We start from the raw sequence: 22,765 nt of genomic DNA, 5'->3' as shown, positions 1-22,765 counted from the left end.
TTTTTCGGTCCACACGCCGTTCCGGGCGCGACGTACACCGGGTCAGCCGCGCTTCTTGGCCGGACGTTTCGGCGTCGGTTTACCTGCGTCGAGCAGGAGGTTCTCGAACAGCCGATTCAGGCTGTCCATCTCGCCGGGATCGGCCGCCGCTGCCGCATGTGCGAACCCGTCGACGATGGCACCGATAACCCGGGCCACCTGTACGGCATCAAGATCGCCCGGTATCAGTCCACCCTTCTGTCCGTCGGTGACGGCTTGTGCGAGCGCATCCGTCATGCGAACCCCTTGCTTGGCAAAGGCTTCCGTGAGCTCCGGATGACGACGCGCGTCGATCGGCGCGGTCGCCACAAAACCCGCCAGCTCAGGCGATTCATGGTTGATGCGCATCGACTCGTCAAGCACCGCACGCAGCAGGCCGTGCACCGAATGTGGCCCGACCATCACCTTCGCCGACCGCGTCAGGATCTTCCCGTAGACGTCGTTGCACACTGCTTCGAAGAGCTTGTTCTTGGTACCGAAGTGGTAGTACACCGCCCCGGCGGTGACACCGGCGATCTCGGCGATCTGGCTGTTGGTAGCCGGCCCGTAACCGAACTGCGCAAAACATTGGCAAGCGGCATCGATCACGCGCTGCCGGGTATCGACGCTGTCGATGCCCGCCGGACGTCCCGGGCCTGACCGAACGGCCTTGGTCTCACTCATCTGCCCATTTTCGCCCAGCGAGCCCTCAACCGGGAGGACCACGTCAGTTGTCAACGCCGGCGTCGAGGTACGCGTCGAGGTCCAGCTGAAACTGCCGGATCCTGATTTCCTGGTAATTGGCGAGTGTCACACCGGGTTTGGTCATCGACTTCAGGCCACGCTGGATGCGCGGCAGGTTCGACAGATCCTGATTGAACACCGCACACAATCCCCCCAGCTCGGGCGCGGCGCTGTAATCCTCGTCGGGCCCGAGCCAGTGCACCGGCGGCGACTTCGGCTTCGGCACCCCGGCCGGCAACGGGGTCAACATCATGATGTCGAATATGCACCGGCCCGGGTCGTTCCCGTAAGGCCGGAACCGGTAGGTGAGCGGGGCGCCGACGCCGGCCCACGGAACCATGTTGGGGAACACGAAATACTGGATCGCGTCGAGGATCTCGGAGTCGCTGGTGGCCGAAAGATCCGCCCCGGTGGCCGCGGCGAGGTTGGCCCGCATCGCCGCCGCGACGATGGGTCGGGCCGACTGCCCGTCGGGCACCTCGAACTCGCCGACCCCGTCCGGGTAGAAATCCCGGAACATCGCATCGAGCACGTCCTGGGGCTCCAGCGGTTCGAGATGTGGGCTGCACGTGGCCTGCGGCGTGATCATCCGGTTGAAACCCGGCAGACCGTCAACGCGCGGATAGATGTCGTACTGGGTGTTGGAGTCACCGAGGTACTCCAGTAGCTGCGGATGTGTCGCTATCACGTGGTACGACTCGAGAAAGGCCTCCATCCCGACCTTCCAGTTGCAGTCGATCACCTTGGCGACATGGATCGCCTTGAATCGGTCCTGCAGGCGAAACGGCGCGAAATGTCTGTCCAGGTCGCCGATGAAGTCGGCGAGCGGCGCGGCCTGCGGGTCCGGGTTGACGAAGACGAACCCCGCCCACACTCCGGTCTGCGCTTCCGGCAGCGCGAACTCGTCGTCGTCGATATGAGGAAAGTCCCACCGGCACGGTATGTCGGCCAATGCGCCCTCCAGGTTCCAGGTGAAACCGTGGAACGGACAACGCAATTGATTGGCATGCCCGGTGTCGTCGCACAATCGGGTCCCGCGGTGCAGGCACGCGTTGTGATAGGCCTTGACCGCGCCCGCAGCGGTGCGAACCACGATCAGCGAGATGTCGGCGACGTCGTACACGAGGTAATCGCCGGGTTCGGGGATGTCCTCCTCGCGGCAGGCGAACTGCCACACCTTTTTCCACAGCCCGTTCACCTCGCGCAGGTGAAACTCCTGGGTCAGATATCGGTCCTTGCCGATATCGGCCGAACCGAGGTACTCGTAGGACTCTTCGAGCAACGGCGCGGGAACCGCGCCGGTGTCCTGGGCCAGCAGGCTCTGCACGGACGGACCTGACGAGCGGGCGGCGCCCGGGTCGTTCTTGCTCCTCGCGTCCGCGGGAACGGGATCGCGCCGGACGGGGGTTTCAGTCATGGTTTCCTCTCGCACATGTCAGGTTTGGTCGGCTGTGGCGAGTTGCCCGAAATAGCCGGCAACCGCGGTGCCGATGAACGCCGAGCCGTTGATCCCCCAACCGCCGTCGACATAGAGCACCTGCCCGGTGATGTACCCGGCGGCGTCCGAGGCCAGGAACCCGACGGTGGCCGCGATGTCCTCAGGTGTGCCCAGCCGTCCCAGCGGCATTGACCGACCGATCGCGTCCTGCAAACCGGGATCGGCGAATTCCCCCGCTGTTCCTTCGGTCAACACCAGTCCGGGCCCGACCGCGTTGACCCGGATGCGCCGCGGTGCATACTCGCTCGCCATTTGCTTGGTCAACGCCACAATGGCGGCCTTCGACGCCGGATAAATCCCACGGCCTGCGCCACCCACCTCGGCAAGCACCGATGTCAGGTTGATGACCGCTCCCCCGTGCGGCCCGAACTTCGGTATCAGTGCCCGGGTGACCAGCCAGGTCCCGATCACATTGGTGGTCAGAACATCGTCCACGTCGCGGACCGAACTGGCGTCGAGGGTCTGCGAACGCCAGATGCCTGCGTTGTTGACCAGGATGTCGACCGAGGACACCGACCGGCCCAGCGATGCGACCGACTCCTCGTCGGACACGTCGCAGGCCACCGGCCGACCGCCGACCATTTCGGCCGTCGACTTGGCCGTATCGCCGTCGATGTCGACCACGACTACGTCGAGTCCAGCCTTCGCCAGCTGTTGTGAAATCGCACGTCCGATGCCGTTTCCGGCACCGGTTACCACGGCAGTCGGCACTCCCCGACCTCCCATCCGGACGTTTACAAGTCGTCCTTGCCTATGATGTGGATCACTATTATATTAGCTCACCAATTAGTCAAGTCGATACCGTACGGAGACCGCATTGAGTGAGAACGCTTCCCGCCCAGGCAGATACGCGGTCGACGACTTCGATCCGCTCGAACCGCAAATTCTGCAATGCCCCTATCCATGGCACCGCACCTTGCGCAGCGAAGCTCCGGTGCACTTCGTGGCCAGCCGGGGCATGTGGTTCGTCACCGCACGCGAACTCGTTGCCCAAGCGCTGACCGATCACGAAGTGTTCTCCTCGGCCTTCGGGTTGCCGCAGCTGCCGCCGCCGGAATCGGTGGCCGACGAGGTCGCCGCCATTGCGGCTCAGGGCTGGCAGCCGGTGCCGACGCTGCTGACCGCCGACCCGCCCGAGCATCACTACTACCGGCGAATGGTGGCCAAGGCCTTCACGCCCCGCTTCATCGCGCAGCGGGAGGCCGCCATCCGCGCGATCGCCGGCGATGTCACCGCCAAACTGCCCGAAGGGCAACCGGTGGAGTTCGTCTCGGCATTCGCCGCTCCCCTGCCGCTGCGGATCATCGCCCACGCCCTCAACGTGCCCGACGACCGAATCGACGACTTCAAGCGCTGGTCGGATCAATTCGCACTGACCATCGGTGCCGAGATCGACGCGGCAGGCGCCCTTGAACAGGCTCGCAGTCTGCTCGAGTACCAACGCTATTTCGCCGCGCAGCTCGACGACCGACGGGCCAACCCATGCGACGATCTCATCACCGGACTGGTCCAGGCAGCCGATGCCGACGATGCCGACGCGCCATTGAGCACGGGAGCTGCGCTGAGCATCATCCAGCAGATCCTCATCGCAGGCAATGAGACGTCGACGAAGCTGATGACCGGAACCCTGCATCGGCTCACCCAGACCCCGAAGTGGTGGAACTGGTTGCGGGAGCACCCCTCTGAGCGCGCAGGCGCGGTCGTCGAGGAGGCACTACGGTTCCTCACCCCGGTGCAGAGCATGTTCCGCATCACCAAGGCCGAGGCCAACCTCGGCGGCTACACCATCCCGGCCGGGCAGCTCGTGGTGCTCGGATTCGGGTCGGCCAACCGGGACGAGGCCCAGTTCGACGATCCCGAGGAGTTCAACCCCGAGCGTGACAATGCCCGAACGCACCTGGCTTTCGGCACCGGTATCCACGCCTGCCTCGGCGCGCCGTTGGCACGGCTACAGGCCCGCGTCGCATTGGAGGAACTCGCCCGCCGATTCACCTCGGTCCGCTTCGCCGACGACAACGACTTCGCCTACGAACCGAGCTTCATGCTCCGCGGATTCAAGCGATTGTCCGTGATCTTCGAATCGGCCACCGACGTATGACCGACACCGCACATCGGCACTCACCGCCCACGCCTGCCACCGACGAGATCGCCCAATGGTCCAAGGGCTACGTCGACGGGCATCCGATCCGGGCGTTACGCACGGTTGGTGGCCAATGTGTGTTGACGGTCCGCACCTTCCAGTGCTTGTTCGCCGACGTGGTGCGGGGCCGGTTCCCGTTCACCGAATTCGTCGAGCAGGCGACGTTCATGGCCCGCACCGCCGTGGTACCGACGCTGTTCGTCGCGGTGCCGTTCAGCATCACGCTGGCCATCCAATTCAGCCTGCTCGCAGGACAGTTGGGGGCAACGTCGCTGGCTGGTGCAGCCAATGGCCTAGCCGTCATCCGGCAGGGCGCGCCATTGGTCGCGGCGATCCTGATGGCGGCCGCCGTCGGCTCGGCCACCAGTGCCGACCTCGGCTCGCGGACGATCCGCGACGAGATTGACGCCATGGAAGTGATGGGAGTTTCCGCGATCCGCCGACTGGTGGTGCCGCGGCTGGTGGCCAGCGTGCTCATCGCCGTCGCGCTCACCGGCTTCACCTGCTTCATCGGCTTCCTCGCCGGGTATTCGTTCACGGTCATGCTGCAGGGCGGCACCCCTGGTAGCTACACGGCGACGTTCTCGTCGTTCGCCACCGTCGACGATCTGGTGCTCACCCTGCTCAAGGCCGTGGTGTTCGGCGTCATCGTCGCGATCATCGCCTGCTACAAGGGCCTGGACACCAGCGGTGGCCCGGCCGGAGTGGCCAACTCGGTGAATGCCTCGGTGGTGCAGTCGATTCTGCTGCTGATGTTGGTGAACGTGCTGATGAGCCAGATGTATCTGATCCTGTTCCCGAAAGCCGGATTCTAGCGATGGCGGCCCCCTACTATCCGCTCGGCGTTCGCCCGGCCGTCGACCTTGGCAACGCACTCGGCTATCACGTGGCGCGGGTCGGGCACATGGTGGCCTTCTTCTTCCGGACCATCGCCGGGATCCCCCTGGTGCTGCGCCGCTATCCGCGTGATTTCCTGCGACTGCTGTCCGACGTCACATGGGGCAACGGGTCGATTGTCGTGGGCGGCGGGACAGCAGGCGTCGTCCTCGTGGTGGGCGCTGCAGGCGGCGCGGTGGTCGCCATCGAGGGCTACAACGCCTTGAACCTGCTCGGCCTCGGCCCGGCCACCGGGCTGATCACCTCATTGGCCACCGTGCGCGAGCTCGCTCCGATGATGGCGGCCCTGGCCTTCGCCATCCAGGCCGGCTGCCGATTCACCGCCCAACTGGGTGCGATGCGGATCGCCGAGGAGATCGACGCTCTGGAATCCGTTGCCATCAGGCCGATCCCGTACCTGGTCACCACCCGGGTCCTAGCGTCGGCGATCGCGGTGATCCCGCTGTTCGTCGTCTGCCTGGCACTGAACTTCCTGGTGTGCGAGTTCATCGTCTTCCTGTCCAGCGGCCAGGCATCCGGGACGTACCTGCACTACTTCGCGCTGACGTTGAGCGGCCGGGACATGATCTACGCAGTGATCAAGGTTTCGGCCTTCGTCGCGATCATGTCAACGCTGCAGTGCTACTACGGCTTCTACGCCACCGGCGGGCCTCGCGGCGTCGGGGTGGCCGCGGGCCGGGCGATGCGGGCCAGCATCACGATCATGGTGATCGTCAACATGCTTCTCACCATGGCGTTTTGGGGGGTCGACTCGTCGGGGAGGCTCGGCGGCTGATGCCCAACCAGTTCGAACTCGACGGGCGCGGCCCATCCACCACAACGCTGGTGGGCACCGGAATCGTGTTCGTGTTGTTGTGCGCCCTGGCCGTCACGTTGCTGATGGCGAAGTCCAACGGCACCCTGGACCGGCGGCTTCAGGTCGTCGCGGAGATGACGTCGGTCGGGGACGGACTGCCCGCCAAATCCGATGTGAAGTTCCGCGGTGTCCTCGTCGGAGTGGTCCGCAATGTCGTTCCTGCACTGGATGAATCACCCAACATCGTCCAGATCGATCTACGCCCGGAGCATGCCCGCAACATCCCCGACACGGTGACCGCACGGATCGTGCCGAGCAATGCCTTCGCGGTGTCCTCGGTGCAGCTGGTCGACAACGGTGACGGGCCACCCCTGCGCGCAGGCGCCGTCATCGGCGAGGACCGCACGCTGCCCACCCAGCTGTTCCAGACCACCCTGGCCAAGCTGCGGGAGCTGGTCTCGGCGGTGGGCCGGCCGGACACCGACCGCACTCTCGGCCTAGTGCACACCATCGCCGAGGCCACGGCCGGGAAGGGGCCCGCCCTCACCTCCGCCGGGCAGGGGTTGAACCGCATCGTCACCGAGATGAACGCGCTGAGCACCGACGAGTACGGCCCGCCCACGATGCAGACGTGGAACTCGGCGATCTCAGCATTGAACAGCACCGCACCGGAACTGGTGGACGCACTGCACAACGCGGTGGTTCCGATGCGCACGGTCGCCGAGAAACAAGCGGCCCTGACCAATCTGCTGACCGGCGCGCAGCACACCGTCGGGACGGTCCGCACCGCGATGGACAACCACGCCGAGACTCTCGCCGCGGTCACCGGCAATCTGACTCCCGTCATCGGGGTCCTTGCCGACAGGTCCGCCAAGTTCCCGGCAATCATGTTGGGGCTCAACAATGTCATCGACAAGTTCTTCGCCGAGTTGTGGACCCGCACCGGCACCAAGCTGGGCTTCACCTTCAAACTCGTGGTCGCCCTTGCCCCGCTGCGGCTCTACACCAGGGCCGACTGTCCGGTGTACGGCGGACTCCGCGGGCCCAGTTGCGACACCGCTCCACTGACGACGCCCGTCGTCGACACCAGGGGGCTGCCTGACCCTCGCGCATACGTCGCCCCGCCGGGGACGGCACTGCCGGCCAACCCGGCCAACCCGGCCGAGGAGATCCTGCTCGGTCCTGTCGAACCCGCGCCGCCTGCAATCACTTTCGACCCGCTGCCTGCCGAAGCACCCGTGGGGACGCCGTGACAGCACATCGTCGTCGCCTCGTCTGGTTGGTCGTCTTCGTGATCGTGTGCTTCATGCTGACGTGGACGATCCTGGTGACGCTGCGCCGCGATGTATCCGGCCCGACCAACACCTACACCGCGGTGTTCACCGATGTGACCGGCCTGCGCGTCGGGTCGGATGTGCGGATGGCCGGAGTGCGGGTGGGCCGCGTCGATGCGGTCGAGCTCGAAGGCACGCTCGACGACACGGTGGCCAAGGTGCGCTTCCGGATCGCACGCGACCAGCCCATCTATGGAAACACCAAGGCATCGGTGGTGTATCAGAACATCATCGGCCAGCGCTATCTCGGCCTGTCCCTGGCCGAGTTCGGCAGGCCCGAACGACTGCCGGACGGGGCGCAGATCCCGCTGGCGCACACCGAGCCGTCATTCGACATCACCAACCTGCTCAACGGTTTCGAGCCACTGTTCACCCTGCTGGACCCGAGCAACCGGGGAAATCTGTCCAACGCACTGATCCGCGCATTGCAAGGCGATGCCGATTCGGTGGCCGTGCTGATCAGCGAGACGTCCCAGCTGGCCCGATCGATGGCAGGCCCCGACCAGATCCTCGGCCGGGTGATCGAAGGCCTCAACGCCGTCACGGCCAACCTTGCGAGTCAGGGCACGCAGCTGCAGACCACCCTGACCCAGGTGCGCGCGGTGGTCGCGGGCCTGAACTCACACCGCGACGAGCTGATCGCTTCCACCGGATCGGTCGCCCTCGTCGTCAGCCGCCTCTCGGCGATCACCCCGGCGGTGCAACCCGAACTGCAGGACATGCTCAACCGGGAACCGGGATTCCTGGCGACGATGATCCGCAATCGCGACGGCTGGGCGACGATCGGTTCGAATCTGCCCGCGGTGCTCAAAGGCGTATCGAGGATCACCGGTGACAGCACCGCGATGAGCGCTCAGGCCTGCGATTTCAACTTCACGATCTTCAACTTCCTCAAGCCGATCGTGCCGACCATTGTCAATGCGGCCACCCCGGGTGGTCAGCGCAAGTACTCCCCGATGTGCAGGTGATGAAGGCGATGAGAGAGCACCGCGGCCGCCGCAAACGTGTGCTGGAGGATCTCAACATGGCCTGGCTGGGCACCATCGCGCTGGCCACGCTTGTCGTGTTGATCCTCGTGACGACCATGCTGAGCTCGCTGCACCTCGGACACACCACCTACACAGCCGAATTCAAACAGGCGGCCAGCCTGCGCCCAGGCGATCAGGTGACCGTGGCGGGCATCCCGGTGGGTACCGTCAGCCGGACCGCGCTGGCCGGTGACCGCGTCCTGGTGACCATGAAGATCCGCAACGGCGTACCCCTGGGGCAGCAGACCACCGCGGCGATCAAACTGACCACCGTCCTCGGCTCACGCTACGTCGAGCTCAAGCCGTCCGACGGCGGACCCCTGGCAGATCACCGAATCCCCCTTGCCCGCACCAGTGTTCCCTACGACCTGCAGAAGCTCCTGCAGGATTCCACCACCACCTTCGAAGATGTCGACGCCCGGCAGTTCGCGGAGTCGATGCAGACCGTCGCCCACCAACTGCACGACGTCCCGACGATCCTGCCCGACGCCCTGGCCAATGTGCATGACCTGGCCACGGTGGTGGCCCAGCGCCGCGATCAGATTGCCGAACTGCTGCGCAGTACCGCTTCGGTCGCCGAGATCCTCGGGGGCCAACAGGACGACCTTTCCGCTCTGGTGGTGCAGGGCCGCGAGCTCATGGGCGAGATCGTCGCGCGCCGCGCCGGTGTGCAGCGCCTGCTCGCGGCGACCACCACACTGGTCACCACCGCGCGAGACGTCTCCGTCGGCAACCGCGCCCAGCTCGACGAGTTGTTGGCCGAGCTCCGGCAGGTCATCTCGATGATGGGCGATCACGACGCCTTGCTGCGCAACCTTTTTCAGGTCATGCCGATCTCCATGCGCAATATCGCCAACGCAACAGGTACAGGTCCGTTTCTGGACTTCATGCTCCCGGGGGGTTTGATGGTCGATTCTTGGATGTGCGCGATCAGTGGCCGCGCCGAGCAGTGGAAGTTGCCGGAGCGCTACCAGTACTTCAAGGACTGCCAGTGAACCGACGCACAATCCTGACAGCAGTGGTTGCGGTCGTGGTGTCCGCAGTCGTCGGCGGCGCGTATCTGGTGCGACCCACCGCCGAGTCGGGTCAGCAGATCATCGCCCAGTTCGACAATGCGGTCGGTCTTTACGCCGGCAACACGGTGGCGATTCTGGGTATGCCGGTGGGGCGCGTCAGCTCGATAACGCCCCGCGGTGAGTACGTCCAGGTCGCATTGGAGATCGACCCGGGGGTGCAGATTCCGGCGGAGGTCACCGCCGTCACCGTCGGTACGTCGATCCTGACCGACCGCCACGTGGAGCTGACACCCCCGTACACCGCCGGTCCCACTTTGCCCGACGGGGCTGTGCTGAACCGTGATTCGACCCGCACACCGATCGAGTTCGACCGGGTACTTAAGATGGTCGACAAGCTCGGCGTCGCGATGGGCGGCGATGGCACCGGAGCGGGGCCCCTGGCCGACATCCTGAGCGCCACCTCGGCGATCACCTCCACCAGCGGTGAACAGATCAAGACCAGCCTCGGGCAGCTCTCGGAAGCGCTGCGCACCGGTGAAGACGGCGGGGCCGCCACCAAGCGCAACATCGACACGATCGTGACCAACCTGAGCAAGCTGGTCGACTCCGCGGCCCAGAACCAGGACCAGGTTCGTGAATTCGGTTCCTACATCCGGCAACTCAGCGATGTGCTGGCCGGCGAAGGGGTGGGGCGCGGCGACACCGGCCGCCAACTCAACGAGGTGCTCGATCAACTCAACTCCCTGATCAGCACCAACGGTGACAACATCGGCGCGACGCTGCGCAGCAGTGAGGCGTTCAGCAAGGCCCTGGTGGACTACCGCCGCGAGCTAGCCGAGGTGTTCGACGTGGCGCCGCTGGCCATCGACAACGTCTCCAACGCGATCGACTCGGACAACGGGATGCTGCGCGTCACCGCGCATTTCGATTCGGTGTTCTTCGACAGCTCGATGACCAAGGAGGTCTGCAACATCCTGGGGCTGCGCCAACTCGGCTGCCGCACCGGGTCGATCCGCGACCTGGGACCCGATTTCGGGGTGACCTCGATGCTCGAGGGGCTGACGAGGTTGGGCGAATGAGGTTGCTGCACTGCGCGATACCCGCGGTGACCGCAGTCGTCATCTCCGGATGCTCATCCGGTGTCGAGGATCTCCCACTGCCCGCTCCGGGGATCAGCGGCGCGAGCTATCACCTGAACGCGGAGTTCTCCAATGCGCTCAATCTGCCCGACCGCGCCAAGGTACGCGTCGGCGGAGCCGATGTCGGCGAGGTGGTTTCGATGGCCGCCAAGGATTACACCGCCGTGGTGCAGATGCGCATCGTCGACGGGATCAAGCTGCCCGCGGGCACCACGGCCGAGCTACGCTCGGCAACCCCGCTCGGCGACATCTTCGTCTCACTGGTACCGCCGCGCACCGAGGCCGGCCCCGCACTGCGCGACGGCGACACCATTCCACTCCCGGCCACGGTGGCGGCGGCCACCGTCGAGGACGTGCTGGCCTCGACCACGATGCTGGTCAACGGTGGCGTCATCCGGAACCTGACCCGGGTGCTCAACGGGATGGGTTCGGCGGTCGGCCAGGACGGCGAGGGCCTGACCACCCTGATCCGCGAATCCCGCGCCCTGGTCTCGACGATGGCGGCACGCTCCGACGAGATCCGCACGGTCATGGAGCAGACCGCGCAACTGGCCGACACGCTCAACACCCGCCGCGATTCGATCAACGATCTGCTGAACTCGTCGGCACCGGCGTTGACCGCGATCGCCGACAACACCGCAGCCATCGTCGACCTGGTCAACCAGGTCGGCGCCATCACCAGCCAGCTGCAGCGTTTTCCATCGATCCAGGGCACCGACACCCGAAGCGTGGTGCGCGATCTCAACACCATCTCCCGGTCCTTCAACGATGCATCGGTGGATCCGCGCGTCACCATGGACAACTTCCTTCGTATCCTTCCTCCGGCGCTGAAACTGCTCAACGCCAACGTCGCTCATTCCGACGTCGACCTGCAGCAGGTGGCCCTGGGTCACATTCCCGATCTCAATCACCTCGGCGACCCCGCGTTCACCGGCCCCAAACGGGCGGATTGGGACAACATGGTGGGTTCGCTGCGGTTCGTCCTCACCCAACTCGGCGACCGCGTCTGGGGGCCCAACCGCGGCCAGGTGTGGGGACCTCCCCGATGAGGCGCCGCGCGCTACTGGAACCGGTGTCCGCGGCGGTGGTGGGCACCGTCCGCGCCGCAGTGGCGCACCGGTTGTGGCTGTCGGCCATCGGACAGCTCTCACTGGTGGTGATCGGCGTGGCGTACCTGGTGTTCGGCGCACTGCGGATCGCCCCGTTCGAGGACAAGCTGACCGTGCGGGTACAACTGCCCGAATCGGGTGGTCTGCTCGCCAACCAGGATGTGACGCTGCGCGGAGTACCGATCGGCAGGGTGCAGTCGGTCGACATCAGCGGCGACGGCGTCATCGCCACCGCCCGCATCGACGCCGACACCCGGATTCCGCTGCAGGGCACCACTGTTCACGTATCAGGACTGTCCCCCGCCGGCGAACAGTATCTCAACTTCGAACCCACGACATCCGACGGCGCGCTGGTGACCGACGGCACCTTGATCGGACAGGATCAGACGGTCATCCCGATTCCTATGTGGCGCTTGCTCTCCGACATCGACGGTGTGCTGGCACAGGCGAACCCGGAGCAGCTGCGAGCGGTGATGGATGAGCTCGGAGTCAGCGAGGAAGGCCCCGACAAGCTGCGCGGCCTGCTCGACGGCACCCAGCTGTTGGTATCCACCCTCGATGGCGTACTGCCCGAGACCACGTCACTGATCAGGGGCAGTCGTTCGGTGTTCCAGATCATCGACGATTCCTCCGATGGCATGCATGCCATGGCCGACAACCTGGGCGCGACGATGACCGGGATCGCTGAGCGCGACGGCGGGGTGCGTCACCTGTTGGACAGCACTCCGGCGGTGCTGCAGACCATGGACACCCTGATCGCCGACAACTCCCCGACCATGGTGCAACTGCTGGGCAATCTCACCACCGTGGCCCAGCTGTCCTACGTGCGGGTGCCTGCGCTGGACCGGTTGTTCAACGACGAACGCAAACCGATGCTCGACGGGGTGGCCTCACTGATGCACGAGGGCGGCATCTGGGCGATCGCCAGCATCTACCCCCGCTACCTGTGTGACTATCCGCACCAGCGCGATGTGCCGTTCATCCCGAACCACCCCGAACCGTTCATGTACACGTACTGCCAGAACGACGACCCCGGTGTCATGGTCCGCGGGGCGCGTAACGCTCCCAGGCCCGCTGGTGACGACACCGCGCTTCCCCCCGCCGATCTCGATCCGCAGCGCCGTACCGATCCGACCCCGATCACCGATCACACGATTCCGTTGCCGTACGGCGGCCCCGTCATGCCGCCACAGTCCGAGCCCACCCGACCGCCCAATCCCTACTGATCCCAGGAGTGCACGTGTTGAACATCCACTTCCTCAAGGAACTCGACGACACCGACTTCGACGATGTCGACCCTAGGGTGGCAGAGCAGGCCGACGACGAATCGTCGGCATCGAAACCGTCCGACGAACCACACGAGCCGGTCGTGGAGACGACCGAACCTTCTCCGCGCCAACGTAAGTGGCCACGCCGAGTGGCCGTCGGCGCCGTGGTGGTGCTGATCGCGGGCCTGAGTGCACTCAGCGGGTATCTGGGCTGGCAGAGCTATCAGGCCAAGCAGCTGCAAGCCGCCGGCGACGAGGCCCTGCGCACCGCCAACTCCTATGCCGTGACCCTCACCTCGGTCGATACCAACAATCTCGATGCCAACTTCAAGGCCGTGTTGGATGGCTCCACCGGCGAGTTCCGCGACGTCTACGCCGAATCCAGTACGCAGCTGCGGCAACTGCTGATCGACCACAAGGCAACCGGACACGGTCTGGTCGTGGACTCGGCGATCAAATCCGTCAGCACAGACGAGGTGGTGGTGCTGTTGTTCGTGGACCAGACCGTCACCAACACCGAGGTTCCCGATCCTCGCGTCGACCGTAGCCGCATCGTCATGACGATGCAGAAGGCCGACGGCCAGTGGAAGGCCGCCAAGGTGGACATCCCATGAGCGTCCTGAGCGCCCTACGCGACGACCTCATCATGCGGTCGATGCTGGCGAAGGTGGGCGACATCCCGGAGACGATTTTGCTGCCGATACTGCGACTGGTGGCCGACGATCGGTCCGCGGTCGAGGCCGGGTGGGCCGGCGTGGTTTCTGACCGCACACCCGGCCGGCTGCTCGAACCGCCGCGTCGGGCGTGGGAGCGACGCTACGGCCAATTTGTCCGCGAACTCGAATGGACCATCGGCGAACTCGTGCGAGTGGTGCCGGAGCCTGCGGTCGAAGAACTGGTCTCGGACGCGGTCGCCCACCGGTTGCGCCGGTGGCTGCGGTTCATCCTGCCGGCGTTCGCCACGGTCAACCTGGTGCCTCGTGGGATGTATCCGTCGGTGATGGACGCCGGCGTGTCCGTCGCGACATTTCTGGTCGGGCCGATCGAGCGCACCGGCATCGAAGCCGACGGCACCCTGGTCTACGAGATCTCGGAATGTGCGATGCACACTACCGCCGGTACGAACACCGCTCAGCAGCACTCGTGTCTGATGGGTTGTAAAGCGGCCTGCGAGAAGGTGTTCGACGCGCACTCTGCCATGCCGATGGAGTTCGACCCGCATCTACCCGGTCTGTCCTGCACGCTGCGCGTGCGCCCCGGAGCCTGAAAGGACCCGACACAATGACCAGCTCAAGCCTCCCCGGAAGCGACTTCTCCACCTACACGCCGCTGTACGAGGAATACGACTACACCATCGATGATTTCGACGGCGCGCTTCCCGAGGGTTTGCGCGGCACCCTCTACCGCAACGGACCCGGCAAGCTCGATGCCGGCGGTCAGCAGCTCGGCCACTTGTTCGACGGGGACGGAATGTTGTCGATGTTCGTCTTCGCCGACGGCAAGGTGCACTACCGCAACCGCTACATCCAGACCGAGCACTACCAGAAGTCGTTGGTGTCCAACGGTGCGCCGTTCCGCGCGCTCGGCACGATGCGCCCCGGCGGAATCCTCGCCAATGCGTTGCGATTTCCTGCCAATGTCGCCAACACCGGTGTCGTGATGCACGCCGGCAAACTGCTCGCGTTGTGGGAGGGCGGCCGCCCCACCCAGATCGATCCGGACACGTTGGGCACCATCGGTATGCACGATTTCGACGGCGGCCTGAAGTGGCTGGGAGCGTTCTCTGCTCATCCCAAGTGGGATTTCGGCACCGGGGATATGTTCAACTTCGGCATGGCGATGTTCCCGGTCCCCAAGTTGATCTGCTATCGCGTCGACCGATCGGGAAAGCTGCACCGGCTGGGACACCTGCCCTTGCCCGGCCCGATGTTCAACCATGATGTCGGATTGACCGCGCACAACATGGTTTTCGTGGTACCTCCGTTGGTGTTTCCGCTGTCGAAGTTCCTTGGCGCGGGGTTGGGACTGCGCAATTTCATCGAGGCCATCGACTACGACGCCTCCCAGGGCACGATGATCGGCCTCGTGCCTCGCGACGGCGGCAAACCGCGGGTGCTCCATACCGACCCGTCGCTGCACTTGCATCTGGCCAATGCCTACGAGGACGGCCCGGACACGGTTGTCGAACTGGTGAATTACCACGCCTCGTGGGAACAGCTCAACGGTCAACTGTCCTCGGTGCAAACCCTGGTGCAGACGTCGACGATGCCTTACGGCGGCAACCTGACCCGGCTGCGCGTGACACCGTCAGGGCAGGTGAGCACCGAGCCGATCACCGACTTGTACGGCGAATTCCCGACTTTGAACGTCAAGACGATGGCGTCGCAGAATCGCTACACCTACCTGTCCGCCTCCTCGGGCGGCAACGTCTATCCGAACGCCGTGGCCAAAGTCGACAACACCACCGGCAAGGAGACGATGTACCAGCTACCCGACGGGCACCTGCCGCACGAGGCGATCTTCGCGACTCGGCCCGATGGCACCGACGAGGACGACGGCTGGCTGCTGGTGCCCGCACTGGACGGGGTGAACAACGTCGCAAGCCTGATGGTGCTGGACGCCAAAGACATTGCCGCCGGCCCGGTGTATCAGGGGAAGCTGCGCCACCATCTGCCCCTGACCTTTCACGGCTCCTACACGCCGCGGGTCGCCGTGCCTGCGTGATGACCGCGCAGGCTACCCGGTGATCGGGCGGAACTGCGGTGCGATCAGATCTTCGACCGCACCCCAGGGCACCGTGATCACCGGGAGGCCACGGGCGAATTGCCAGTCGGTGAAATGCAGTTCGATACCCTCAGCGGTTGGGATCCAGTACCGGAAGTTGTCCTCGATCGGGGCGATCTCACTGCCGAACTGCCACACCCCCGGACTGCGCGGCGGGGCGTACACGGTCGGCAGGATCGCCTTGGTCTGCTCCGACAAGCGGGCCAACCCCTGCTGTTTATCGGTGAACAAATTGTCCCAGCTGATCAGAATTCCGCTCCGGGTGTCGAACACCCGCGTCGCGACGGCGTGAAATGGCATATTCGGCATATCGGTGCGATATTCACCGGTGAACAATGCCGATACCGTGATCGGACGGAATGCCACGACGCCGTCGGATTCGAAAGTCCACGGTTGCGTCTTCGTCGCGCTCGGCTCATAGGTGGCGACCTGGCCGCGCGCCTCGGCGTCGATGACCTCGTTGATCCTGCCGGCGATCGCCGGATCCCCACCGATTACCCGCTGATAGCGAACAGTCCAGTCGCCCAACCCATCCGGACTTCGGCCGGAGATGACGTCGGGCGCCGCCGCGAACCCCGACCCGGTTGCGACCGGTTCAGCGACAACGGTGGGTATGCCGGCCACGCAATTCTGTACCGCACACAGAAGAAGCGTGGTGACAATTGTCGATATACGCACACATGATCTGTACATCGACTTGAAGAATACCGATTCAGAGGCTTCAGAGTTTGAAATCGACAAACGAATTCTGCCAATTTCAGTTCAACGTGGTACCGCCATCCACGGTGAGCACCACGCCGGTGCCGAACTCCTGCTCCATGAGATAGACGTAGGCCAATGCGGTGTCGGCCGTCTCGCCGATCCGTCCCACCGGAAGGTGTTGCACGTAACGCTCGATGATGGCCTGGTGTTCAGCGTCGCTGAGCGTCGACCACAGCGGTGTCACGATCGGGCCGGGTGCGACGGCGTTGACCCGCAGCGGGGCAAGCTCGATGGCCAATGCCCGCGTCATCGCGTTGACCGCACCGCACACCGCGGTGGGCAACACACCCAATCCGGGCTTCTCCGCAGCTGTGCCGCTCGTGAGGGTGACCGATCCGCCAGGGCTGATATGCGGCGCGAACACACGGATCGCCTGCAGTTGGCCGGCCAGGCGCGTGCCGAGGAATCCGCTGATCGACGCTGCGGTGAGATCGGCGAAGCCCACCATCTCCAGCGCCTCACCGGCACTGAACACCAGGTGCTCGATCGGCCCGGTCTCGTCGGCCAGATTGGCCAGCCCGGCCTCATCGGTGAGATCGATGGTCGCGCCGCGGGCGGTGTCGGGCAATTCGGCCAATGCACTGTCCACGCTGGACTGCTTGCGAGACATCACAATTGGGATCCCGCCGCGTTCGGCGACCGCGGATGCGACACCCAGCCCGATTCCGGAGGTACCGCCGATGACGAGGACTTGTGCGTTCTTCAGGTTCATGTCTCCACTGTCGGTTCGGATCCGCAGCTCGTCCAAGACCCTTTTCGTCGCCAGGCGATACCCTTGGGGTATGGCCACCGCCGACCTCGACCTACGCAAGCTGCGCTACTTCGTCGCAGTCGCCGAGGAGCTGAATTTCGGGCGAGCAGCCCGGCGGCTCCACATCGCTCAACCGGTGCTGTCCCGCCAGATTCGGGTGTTCGAGGACGAACTCGGAGTCCAGTTGTTCACCCGCGGCTCCCGCGGAACCCAGTTGACGAGTGCGGGAACCGTTCTACTGCAGGACGCCAAGGTTCTGCTCGACGAGGCAAGAGCCTTGCAGCAGCGCATCTCCCGCACCTCTAGATCGGCGGTGACGGTGACCGTCGGGGTGATGGCGGGCGTGCGTGCCACGGCCGCCGCCGCGGCTTTCGAGGGCGCAGAGCCAGGCCGGCAGGCAGTCGCCCGCCAGGTCGGCTGGAACGAGCAGGCCGACGTGGTACGTAGCGGCGAGGTCGACGTGGTCTACGCCCGCGAACCGATAGACCACCGCGGTCTGGGGACCGCGCACCTCCTGGAAGAACCGTTCCACGCAGTATTGCCTGCCGACGACCCGTTGGCGGCGCGCGCGTCGGTACGCCTGGCAGACCTGGCCGACCGACTTCTGTTACAGGACCCGGCGACGATCCCGCAGTGTCAGGTGCGGGCTGCGCCCGATCAGCGGTGGGCGCCGCCGCGCACCACGGTCCGCAGCGTCGAGGACAAGCTCGAACATGTCGCCGCCCGTCAAGGATTCGTCGTCCTGCCACGGTCTACGACCGCGTTCTACCGGAGGCCCGATGTGCTTACGGTAGCGATCGAGGATCTGCCGCCCAGCCAAGTCACGCTGATCTGGAATGCGGCTGTGGACAACCCGGTGCGCGACCAGTTCGTCGCGGCGGCGCTTGCCTGCCGTGACGACACGATCTAGGGCCCACGGATACAACCGGCCGCGGACGCGTCACACATTCCCGATTGTCTCGATCTCACAGTTGATGCCCGATGCCCTTGATAGCCGTCCATCAGCAGTGCTGAGGACTACCCCTAATGCCTCGGCCAGCGCGACGTACGCGGCATCGTACGGGGTGATGACGCGCCTCAATTCCCAGATTCGACGCAACAGCGGCCGGTGCGAAAACCTGCGCAACGGAAGATCTTCCAGATCCGTCACCGCATCAGAGGCTCGTCGAGCGGGCATCTGCTTCGCAGTGACCTGGCGACGCCACACAGACACGACCTCGAGGTCGACGAGTTCAGGAGCGGCAAGTGTTTCGCCCGCCAAGCGCTGCCGAGCGCGCTGGCCGTCCACACCGTCATCGCCGAGTGCTACCGCCAGAACGCTCGCGTCAACGACGATCACGGTCCGCCCGAACTTGAGCGACAGCTGTGCTGAATGACACCCGACCGCCACCGCGTGCGGCTACTCGATCGAGAACGTCCTCGAGAGTCGGTTGATTCGCCTCGGCGATCAGTCGGCTGCGCAAGTACTCCTGCAGGGACTGATGTGCACGTGCGGCTCGCTCCCGTAGGACACGGTGAGTGTCCTCGGGAACGTCTTTGATCTGCACACTGGGCATGGCGCCATTTTGGCGCCAGTAGCGCCAGAATGCAAGGGTCGCGGTCACTGCCCCACCTGTGGTAGTTCATCGGCCGCGATCTCGCACGGTGTTTCACCGGCAGGTGCAGCGAGCGACTCGGCGGGCGGATCCGCCAAGGGCGGTGGCGGGACAACCGGCGCTGGTTCTGGTGGAACTGGTTCGGGTTCAACGGCTTCCGGCTCATCAGCGGGCTCAGCGGGCGGTTCCTCGACGGGCTCTTCCTCCTCGAGATTCTCATGCTCACCCTCGTCAGCCTCGACGTCTTCGCCGTCGTCGTCCTCAGGCTTCGGATCCTTCTCTTCGGCATCCTCGGCGAGATCCAACGCCTCGTCGGTGAGCGAATCCTCCCCCGGCAAACCCTCTGCGGCAGAACCGATCAACCCGCTGAACAGGTCGGCGAGCTGCTGGCCGGAGTCAGCCAGACCAGCGCCGATACCGGACACCCCGGAACCCATGTCAGGTAATCCCGACCCGAGGCCAGGCACTCCTCCACCGAGCGACTGGCCCAATCCGCCGGGCTGGGCCATCGCGGGCTGGGTCATCGCGGGCGCGGGATCGATTGGTGCGGCAGGCGGCATTTGAGCAGGCGACGGCATCGGCATGCCCGGCGCACCGATCGGCGCCTGCCATGCCGGCGCGGTGGCCGGGCTCGACGGGGCGAACCCGGCTGGTGCGGTGGTGGCGAACGCCCGCTCGGTCGGTGCGACGTCATCCGTCGGCGACGGGGACGACCACGTCGGGCCAAGATCCCCCGGAATGTCGAACACCGTCACCGGACCGGCGCGCAGAGCCGATACAGCTGCGCCGTAGGCATCGGCCACCGCAGCCGTCGCCGTCCGCATCGCACCCAGCCAGTCCCCACCGATATCGTTGTGCACGAACGGTTTCACCTGCTGGTCGATCAGCTCACTGGCGACAGAGCGATCCCCCAGGCCCATACGCAGAGTCCTGGCAGCGGCCAGCCAGGCCTCGCGCTGTGCCGCGGCGCGACCCTCGATCTGCATGGTTGCAGTGACCTTGCCGTCGATCGCCCGCCACAGGTTGTCGCGCAGTTCGGCCAATGTGGTCGCGGCCGTGTGCAGCGCGGCAACCGTGTGTTCAGCCGCCCCACCATGGCGTAGCAAGAACTCACGCGCGGCGTGCGCTCCGCGGCCCTGCCAGGCGCCGGCGAGCGCAACCAATTGAGTGTCCTGTACCCGCAACGCTTCCTCCGCGGACGCGGCGGCCGCGGCCAGCGTGGCACAGTCGGCGTCCAATGCCCGCAGATCCAGACCGTCCTCGCTGTCGTACCAGTCCCGCACCTGGCCGAGGTGACGGGTCAGATCATGATGCTGGTACCCGAGCATCTCGCAGGCGCGCACGTATTCCGTGAACACTTCGACTGCGGGCTGTCCGTCATCCAGACGTGTTGCAGCGTCCGTGATTTGGGTCATCAGTCAGTCCATCCGCCCTGCCGCGCCCGCGTCCGCGACCACGTACCGATCGGCTGAGGCACGCAGCACCGCGGCGATCTCACCGGCGGCCCGGGCCCATTGCCGCAACGCAGCAGTGCGGTCGTCAAGCGCGGCGCGCACCGCATCGCCGTGAAAGGGGTGCGCCTGTCCGGCCGAAGCCCCGTCGAACCTCAACGGCACCCGCACACTGGCCTCGATCATGTCGGCGACGGTGTCGTACTGCCGCGCCACGCCCAGTAGCGCACCGACGTCGACACGGGCGGCGTCAACTTCTCCCATGCCCGGTTAGACGCAGACCAGACCGGTCCGGTTCCATGAGAATTACCGCTGAAGGCTCACCGATTCGGCCACCCGCACAGCCAACTGCCGCGCGGTGTCTTCATCGGCGGCCTCGACCATCACCCGAACCACCTGCTCAGTCCCCGAAGGCCGCAACAAGATTCGCCCGGTGTCACCCAGTTCGGCTTCGGCCTGCGCGACCGCGGACCGCACCGACGGAGCCTGGGCCACCGTTGCCTTGTCGGCGACCTCGACGTTGATCAGCACCTGAGGCAGTGTCTGCATCGGCGCGGCCAGCGCGGCCAGCGTGGAATGCGTCTGGGCCATCCGCGACATCAGCCGCAGGCCCGTGACTATGCCGTCACCGGTGGTACCGAAACCGGGCATCACCACGTGACCGGACTGCTCGCCGCCCAGCGAGAACTCGCCCGCCCGCAACTCCTCGAGCACGTACCGGTCGCCGACGCTGGTGGTACGGACCTCGATGCCCGCGGTCCGCATCGCCAGATGCAGGCCCAGATTGCTCATCACCGTGGCGACCAACGTGTTGGAGGCCAGTTCGCCGGCGTCCTGCATGGCCAGGGCCAGCACCACCATGATCGCGTCGCCGTCGATCACCTGGCCTGCCGCGTCGACGGCCAGGCAGCGGTCGGCGTCGCCGTCGTGCGCCAATCCGAGGTCGGCGCCGTGCGCGACCACCGCGGCCTGCAGAACATCCATGTGCGTGGATCCGCAACCGTCGTTGATGTTGAGACCGTTGGGCTCGGCGTTGATGGCGATGACGTTGGCGCCCGCGGCCCGGTAGGCCCGCGGAGCAGCCGCCCACGCGGCGCCGTGCGCGCAGTCGACGACGACCGTGAGCCCGTCGAGCCGTGCGGTGACGGCCTTACTGACGTGTCGCAGGTAGCGGTCGAGCGCATCCTCGGCGTCCAGCACCCGGCCGATGCCCGCACCCGTAGGCCGCAGTGCAGGACCCGCCTGAACAAGTTCTTCGATGCGGTCCTCGGTCGCGTCGTCGAGCTTGTGCCCGCCGGGTCCGAAGATCTTGATGCCGTTATCGGGCATCGGGTTGTGCGAGGCGGAGATCATCACGCCGAAACTCGCGTCGTAAGCGCTGGTCAGGTACGCAACTGCCGGAGTGGGCAGGACCCCGACCCGCAGGGCGTCGACACCCTCGCTGGTCAGCCCCGCGATCACTGCGGCCTCCAACATCTCGCCGCTGGCCCGTGGGTCGCGACCCACCACGGCGAGCCGCCGGCCGTGACCAGTGGAGACACCGAGTCGCCGCGCAGCCGCTGCACCGAGCGCCAGCGCCAGCTCAGCGGTCAGATCGCGATTGGCGACGCCGCGCACCCCATCGGTGCCGAACAGTCGACCCATGCCCTTAAACTTCTCATAATTTGGCGGCCGAGACACAACCGACGAGGTCAGCGGCCATCCCGCCGCCGAATCGGTACATAAACGAGATCACCGCCCGCGGATCGCTCCGCGGGCGGTGACTCAAGGATGGCCTAGCAGCGCACGTCAGCTGCCTGCGCCACTGCCTTCTTCGGCCGGTGTGGTCGGAGCAGCAGGCGTCTCTTCGGCCGCACCGGAGCCCTCAGCGCCCTCGCTGGTGCCCTCTGGCTGTTCGGCCGTGCCGGCGGCCGGAGCGCCCTCGTTCTGCCGGAAGTCGACCGCACCCAGGTTGTTGTTGCACACGTTGGTTTGAGCGCCGTTGGCGTCAACAGTCTCGGCGATCGGGGTGACCTGGCCAACCTCCCGATCGCAGACCCCGCCGGCGATCTGGGTGGCGGCTCCGATAGGTACGTCCTCGAGAACGCCCACGGTGCCGATTACGACGTCGACCTGACCGTCCCTCGGCTGAGCGTTGGCGACGCCCATGCCGGCGGACAGGAACAGCGCCCCTCCGAGGGCGGTGCCGACTGTCACTCGCTTCAAGGTGCTCTTCATCAACTACTCCTATTCAGTCAGGAGGCGGTCCGGTCCCCCAACGAGCTGACTGACTCGTACCAGCGGCAGATTCGGCCTGCCTCGGCGCACCGGAGTACGCCCCCGCCTCGAACCCAGGGTTTTCACGTTTTCGCCCGAAGTCAAACCAAAAATTAATAATTGACCGCGATTAAGACTGCTCTGCCGTCGCCGTCAAATTAGCTGCGCAGGCCGATCGG

General features: G+C 65.6%; 24 protein-coding genes. 13 read left to right on the top strand and 11 right to left on the bottom strand.

What is annotated here, in order from left to right:
- Positions 1 to 42 precede the first annotated feature (42 nt).
- From ABQF30_RS02975 to ABQF30_RS02965, 3 genes are read right to left on the bottom strand one after another with little or no spacing between them, the layout of a single operon-like run.
- Positions 43 to 702, bottom strand: a complete 660-nt coding sequence (locus ABQF30_RS02975) for a TetR/AcrR family transcriptional regulator (RefSeq protein WP_448460945.1) — start codon at positions 700 to 702, stop codon at positions 43 to 45.
- A 43-nt stretch (positions 703 to 745) separates the two neighbouring features.
- On the bottom strand, positions 746 to 2,179 hold the full coding sequence (locus ABQF30_RS02970; RefSeq protein ID WP_448460943.1) for an aromatic ring-hydroxylating oxygenase subunit alpha: 1,434 nt from the start codon (positions 2,177 to 2,179) through the stop codon (positions 746 to 748).
- Between the two features lie 18 nt (positions 2,180 to 2,197).
- On the bottom strand, positions 2,198 to 2,971 hold the full coding sequence (locus ABQF30_RS02965; RefSeq protein ID WP_448460941.1) for an SDR family NAD(P)-dependent oxidoreductase: 774 nt from the start codon (positions 2,969 to 2,971) through the stop codon (positions 2,198 to 2,200).
- 106 nt (positions 2,972 to 3,077) lie between these two features.
- Here ABQF30_RS02965 and ABQF30_RS02960 point away from each other — a divergent pair, with 106 nt between their 5' ends.
- Genes ABQF30_RS02960 through ABQF30_RS02905 form a run of 12 tightly spaced genes read left to right on the top strand, consistent with a single transcriptional unit; the run spans position 3,078 to position 15,711 of the window.
- Positions 3,078 to 4,358, top strand: a complete 1,281-nt coding sequence (locus ABQF30_RS02960; protein ID WP_448460940.1) for a cytochrome P450 — start codon at positions 3,078 to 3,080, stop codon at positions 4,356 to 4,358.
- Complete coding sequence (locus ABQF30_RS02955) at positions 4,355 to 5,215, top strand: MlaE family ABC transporter permease (protein WP_448460938.1); 861 nt, start codon at positions 4,355 to 4,357, stop codon at positions 5,213 to 5,215. Before ABQF30_RS02960 ends, ABQF30_RS02955 begins: the two co-directional genes overlap by 4 nt.
- Positions 5,216 to 5,217: 2 nt before the next feature.
- A complete protein-coding gene (locus ABQF30_RS02950) occupies positions 5,218 to 6,072 on the top strand; it encodes an ABC transporter permease (RefSeq protein ID WP_448460936.1) in 855 nt (284 codons plus the stop codon).
- Positions 6,072 to 7,346 carry an MlaD family protein gene (locus ABQF30_RS02945; RefSeq protein ID WP_448460935.1) on the top strand — a complete coding sequence of 425 codons (1,275 nt, stop codon included), beginning with the start codon at positions 6,072 to 6,074 and terminating at the stop codon, positions 7,344 to 7,346. Before ABQF30_RS02950 ends, ABQF30_RS02945 begins: the two co-directional genes overlap by 1 nt.
- Positions 7,343 to 8,395 (top strand): MlaD family protein, encoded by a 1,053-nt coding sequence (locus ABQF30_RS02940; protein ID WP_448460933.1) that lies wholly within the window; start codon positions 7,343 to 7,345, stop codon positions 8,393 to 8,395. The genes ABQF30_RS02945 and ABQF30_RS02940 overlap by 4 nt, the downstream gene beginning before the upstream one ends.
- A complete protein-coding gene (locus ABQF30_RS02935) occupies positions 8,395 to 9,450 on the top strand; it encodes an MCE family protein (RefSeq protein WP_448460932.1) in 1,056 nt (351 codons plus the stop codon). Before ABQF30_RS02940 ends, ABQF30_RS02935 begins: the two co-directional genes overlap by 1 nt.
- The gene (locus ABQF30_RS02930) at positions 9,447 to 10,550 is read left to right on the top strand and encodes an MCE family protein (protein WP_448460930.1); all 1,104 of its coding nucleotides are present in this window, start codon (positions 9,447 to 9,449) and stop codon (positions 10,548 to 10,550) included. The genes ABQF30_RS02935 and ABQF30_RS02930 overlap by 4 nt, the downstream gene beginning before the upstream one ends.
- On the top strand, positions 10,547 to 11,659 hold the full coding sequence (locus tag ABQF30_RS02925) for an MCE family protein (RefSeq protein ID WP_448460928.1): 1,113 nt from the start codon (positions 10,547 to 10,549) through the stop codon (positions 11,657 to 11,659). Before ABQF30_RS02930 ends, ABQF30_RS02925 begins: the two co-directional genes overlap by 4 nt.
- A complete protein-coding gene (locus tag ABQF30_RS02920; RefSeq protein ID WP_448460926.1) occupies positions 11,656 to 12,945 on the top strand; it encodes an MlaD family protein in 1,290 nt (429 codons plus the stop codon). Before ABQF30_RS02925 ends, ABQF30_RS02920 begins: the two co-directional genes overlap by 4 nt.
- A gap of 14 nt (positions 12,946 to 12,959) precedes the next feature.
- Positions 12,960 to 13,601 (top strand): Rv1363c family protein, encoded by a 642-nt coding sequence (locus ABQF30_RS02915; protein WP_448460924.1) that lies wholly within the window; start codon positions 12,960 to 12,962, stop codon positions 13,599 to 13,601.
- On the top strand, positions 13,598 to 14,254 hold the full coding sequence (locus tag ABQF30_RS02910) for a hypothetical protein (protein ID WP_448460922.1): 657 nt from the start codon (positions 13,598 to 13,600) through the stop codon (positions 14,252 to 14,254). The genes ABQF30_RS02915 and ABQF30_RS02910 overlap by 4 nt, the downstream gene beginning before the upstream one ends.
- A gap of 14 nt (positions 14,255 to 14,268) precedes the next feature.
- A complete protein-coding gene (locus ABQF30_RS02905; protein ID WP_448460920.1) occupies positions 14,269 to 15,711 on the top strand; it encodes a carotenoid oxygenase family protein in 1,443 nt (480 codons plus the stop codon).
- Between the two features lie 12 nt (positions 15,712 to 15,723).
- Here ABQF30_RS02905 and ABQF30_RS02900 read toward each other — a convergent pair whose 3' ends face one another.
- Positions 15,724 to 16,395, bottom strand: a complete 672-nt coding sequence (locus ABQF30_RS02900; protein ID WP_448460918.1) for a DUF3298 domain-containing protein — start codon at positions 16,393 to 16,395, stop codon at positions 15,724 to 15,726.
- 133 nt (positions 16,396 to 16,528) lie between these two features.
- Entirely contained in the window at positions 16,529 to 17,245 is a 717-nt protein-coding gene (locus tag ABQF30_RS02895) for an SDR family oxidoreductase (protein ID WP_448460916.1), read from the bottom strand.
- 70 nt (positions 17,246 to 17,315) lie between these two features.
- Here ABQF30_RS02895 and ABQF30_RS02890 point away from each other — a divergent pair, with 70 nt between their 5' ends.
- On the top strand, positions 17,316 to 18,194 hold the full coding sequence (locus ABQF30_RS02890; protein ID WP_448460915.1) for a LysR family transcriptional regulator: 879 nt from the start codon (positions 17,316 to 17,318) through the stop codon (positions 18,192 to 18,194).
- 30 nt (positions 18,195 to 18,224) lie between these two features.
- Here ABQF30_RS02890 and ABQF30_RS02885 read toward each other — a convergent pair whose 3' ends face one another.
- The 6 genes from ABQF30_RS02885 to ABQF30_RS02860 all read right to left on the bottom strand — a co-directional run bounded on the left by ABQF30_RS02885 (position 18,225) and on the right by ABQF30_RS02860 (position 22,547).
- Positions 18,225 to 18,674, bottom strand: coding sequence for a type II toxin-antitoxin system VapC family toxin (locus ABQF30_RS02885; protein ID WP_448460913.1), 450 nt, complete (start codon positions 18,672 to 18,674; stop codon positions 18,225 to 18,227).
- Complete coding sequence (locus ABQF30_RS02880) at positions 18,610 to 18,840, bottom strand: FitA-like ribbon-helix-helix domain-containing protein (protein WP_448463388.1); 231 nt, start codon at positions 18,838 to 18,840, stop codon at positions 18,610 to 18,612. Before ABQF30_RS02880 ends, ABQF30_RS02885 begins: the two co-directional genes overlap by 65 nt.
- A gap of 44 nt (positions 18,841 to 18,884) precedes the next feature.
- On the bottom strand, positions 18,885 to 20,294 hold the full coding sequence (locus ABQF30_RS02875; RefSeq protein ID WP_448460911.1) for a hypothetical protein: 1,410 nt from the start codon (positions 20,292 to 20,294) through the stop codon (positions 18,885 to 18,887).
- Positions 20,295 to 20,297: 3 nt separating this feature from the next.
- Positions 20,298 to 20,594 carry a type VII secretion target gene (locus tag ABQF30_RS02870; protein ID WP_448460910.1) on the bottom strand — a complete coding sequence of 99 codons (297 nt, stop codon included), beginning with the start codon at positions 20,592 to 20,594 and terminating at the stop codon, positions 20,298 to 20,300.
- 42 nt (positions 20,595 to 20,636) lie between these two features.
- Complete coding sequence (glmM, locus tag ABQF30_RS02865; protein WP_448460908.1) at positions 20,637 to 21,974, bottom strand: phosphoglucosamine mutase; 1,338 nt, start codon at positions 21,972 to 21,974, stop codon at positions 20,637 to 20,639.
- Positions 21,975 to 22,118: 144 nt separating this feature from the next.
- Positions 22,119 to 22,547, bottom strand: a complete 429-nt coding sequence (locus ABQF30_RS02860) for a hypothetical protein (protein ID WP_448460907.1) — start codon at positions 22,545 to 22,547, stop codon at positions 22,119 to 22,121.
- Positions 22,548 to 22,765: the final 218 nt, after the last annotated feature.

Source organism: Mycolicibacterium sp. XJ870, assembly GCF_053483975.1.
The sequence above is the reverse complement of the archived record's forward strand: the minus strand, read 5'-3'. Positions and strand labels throughout refer to the sequence as shown.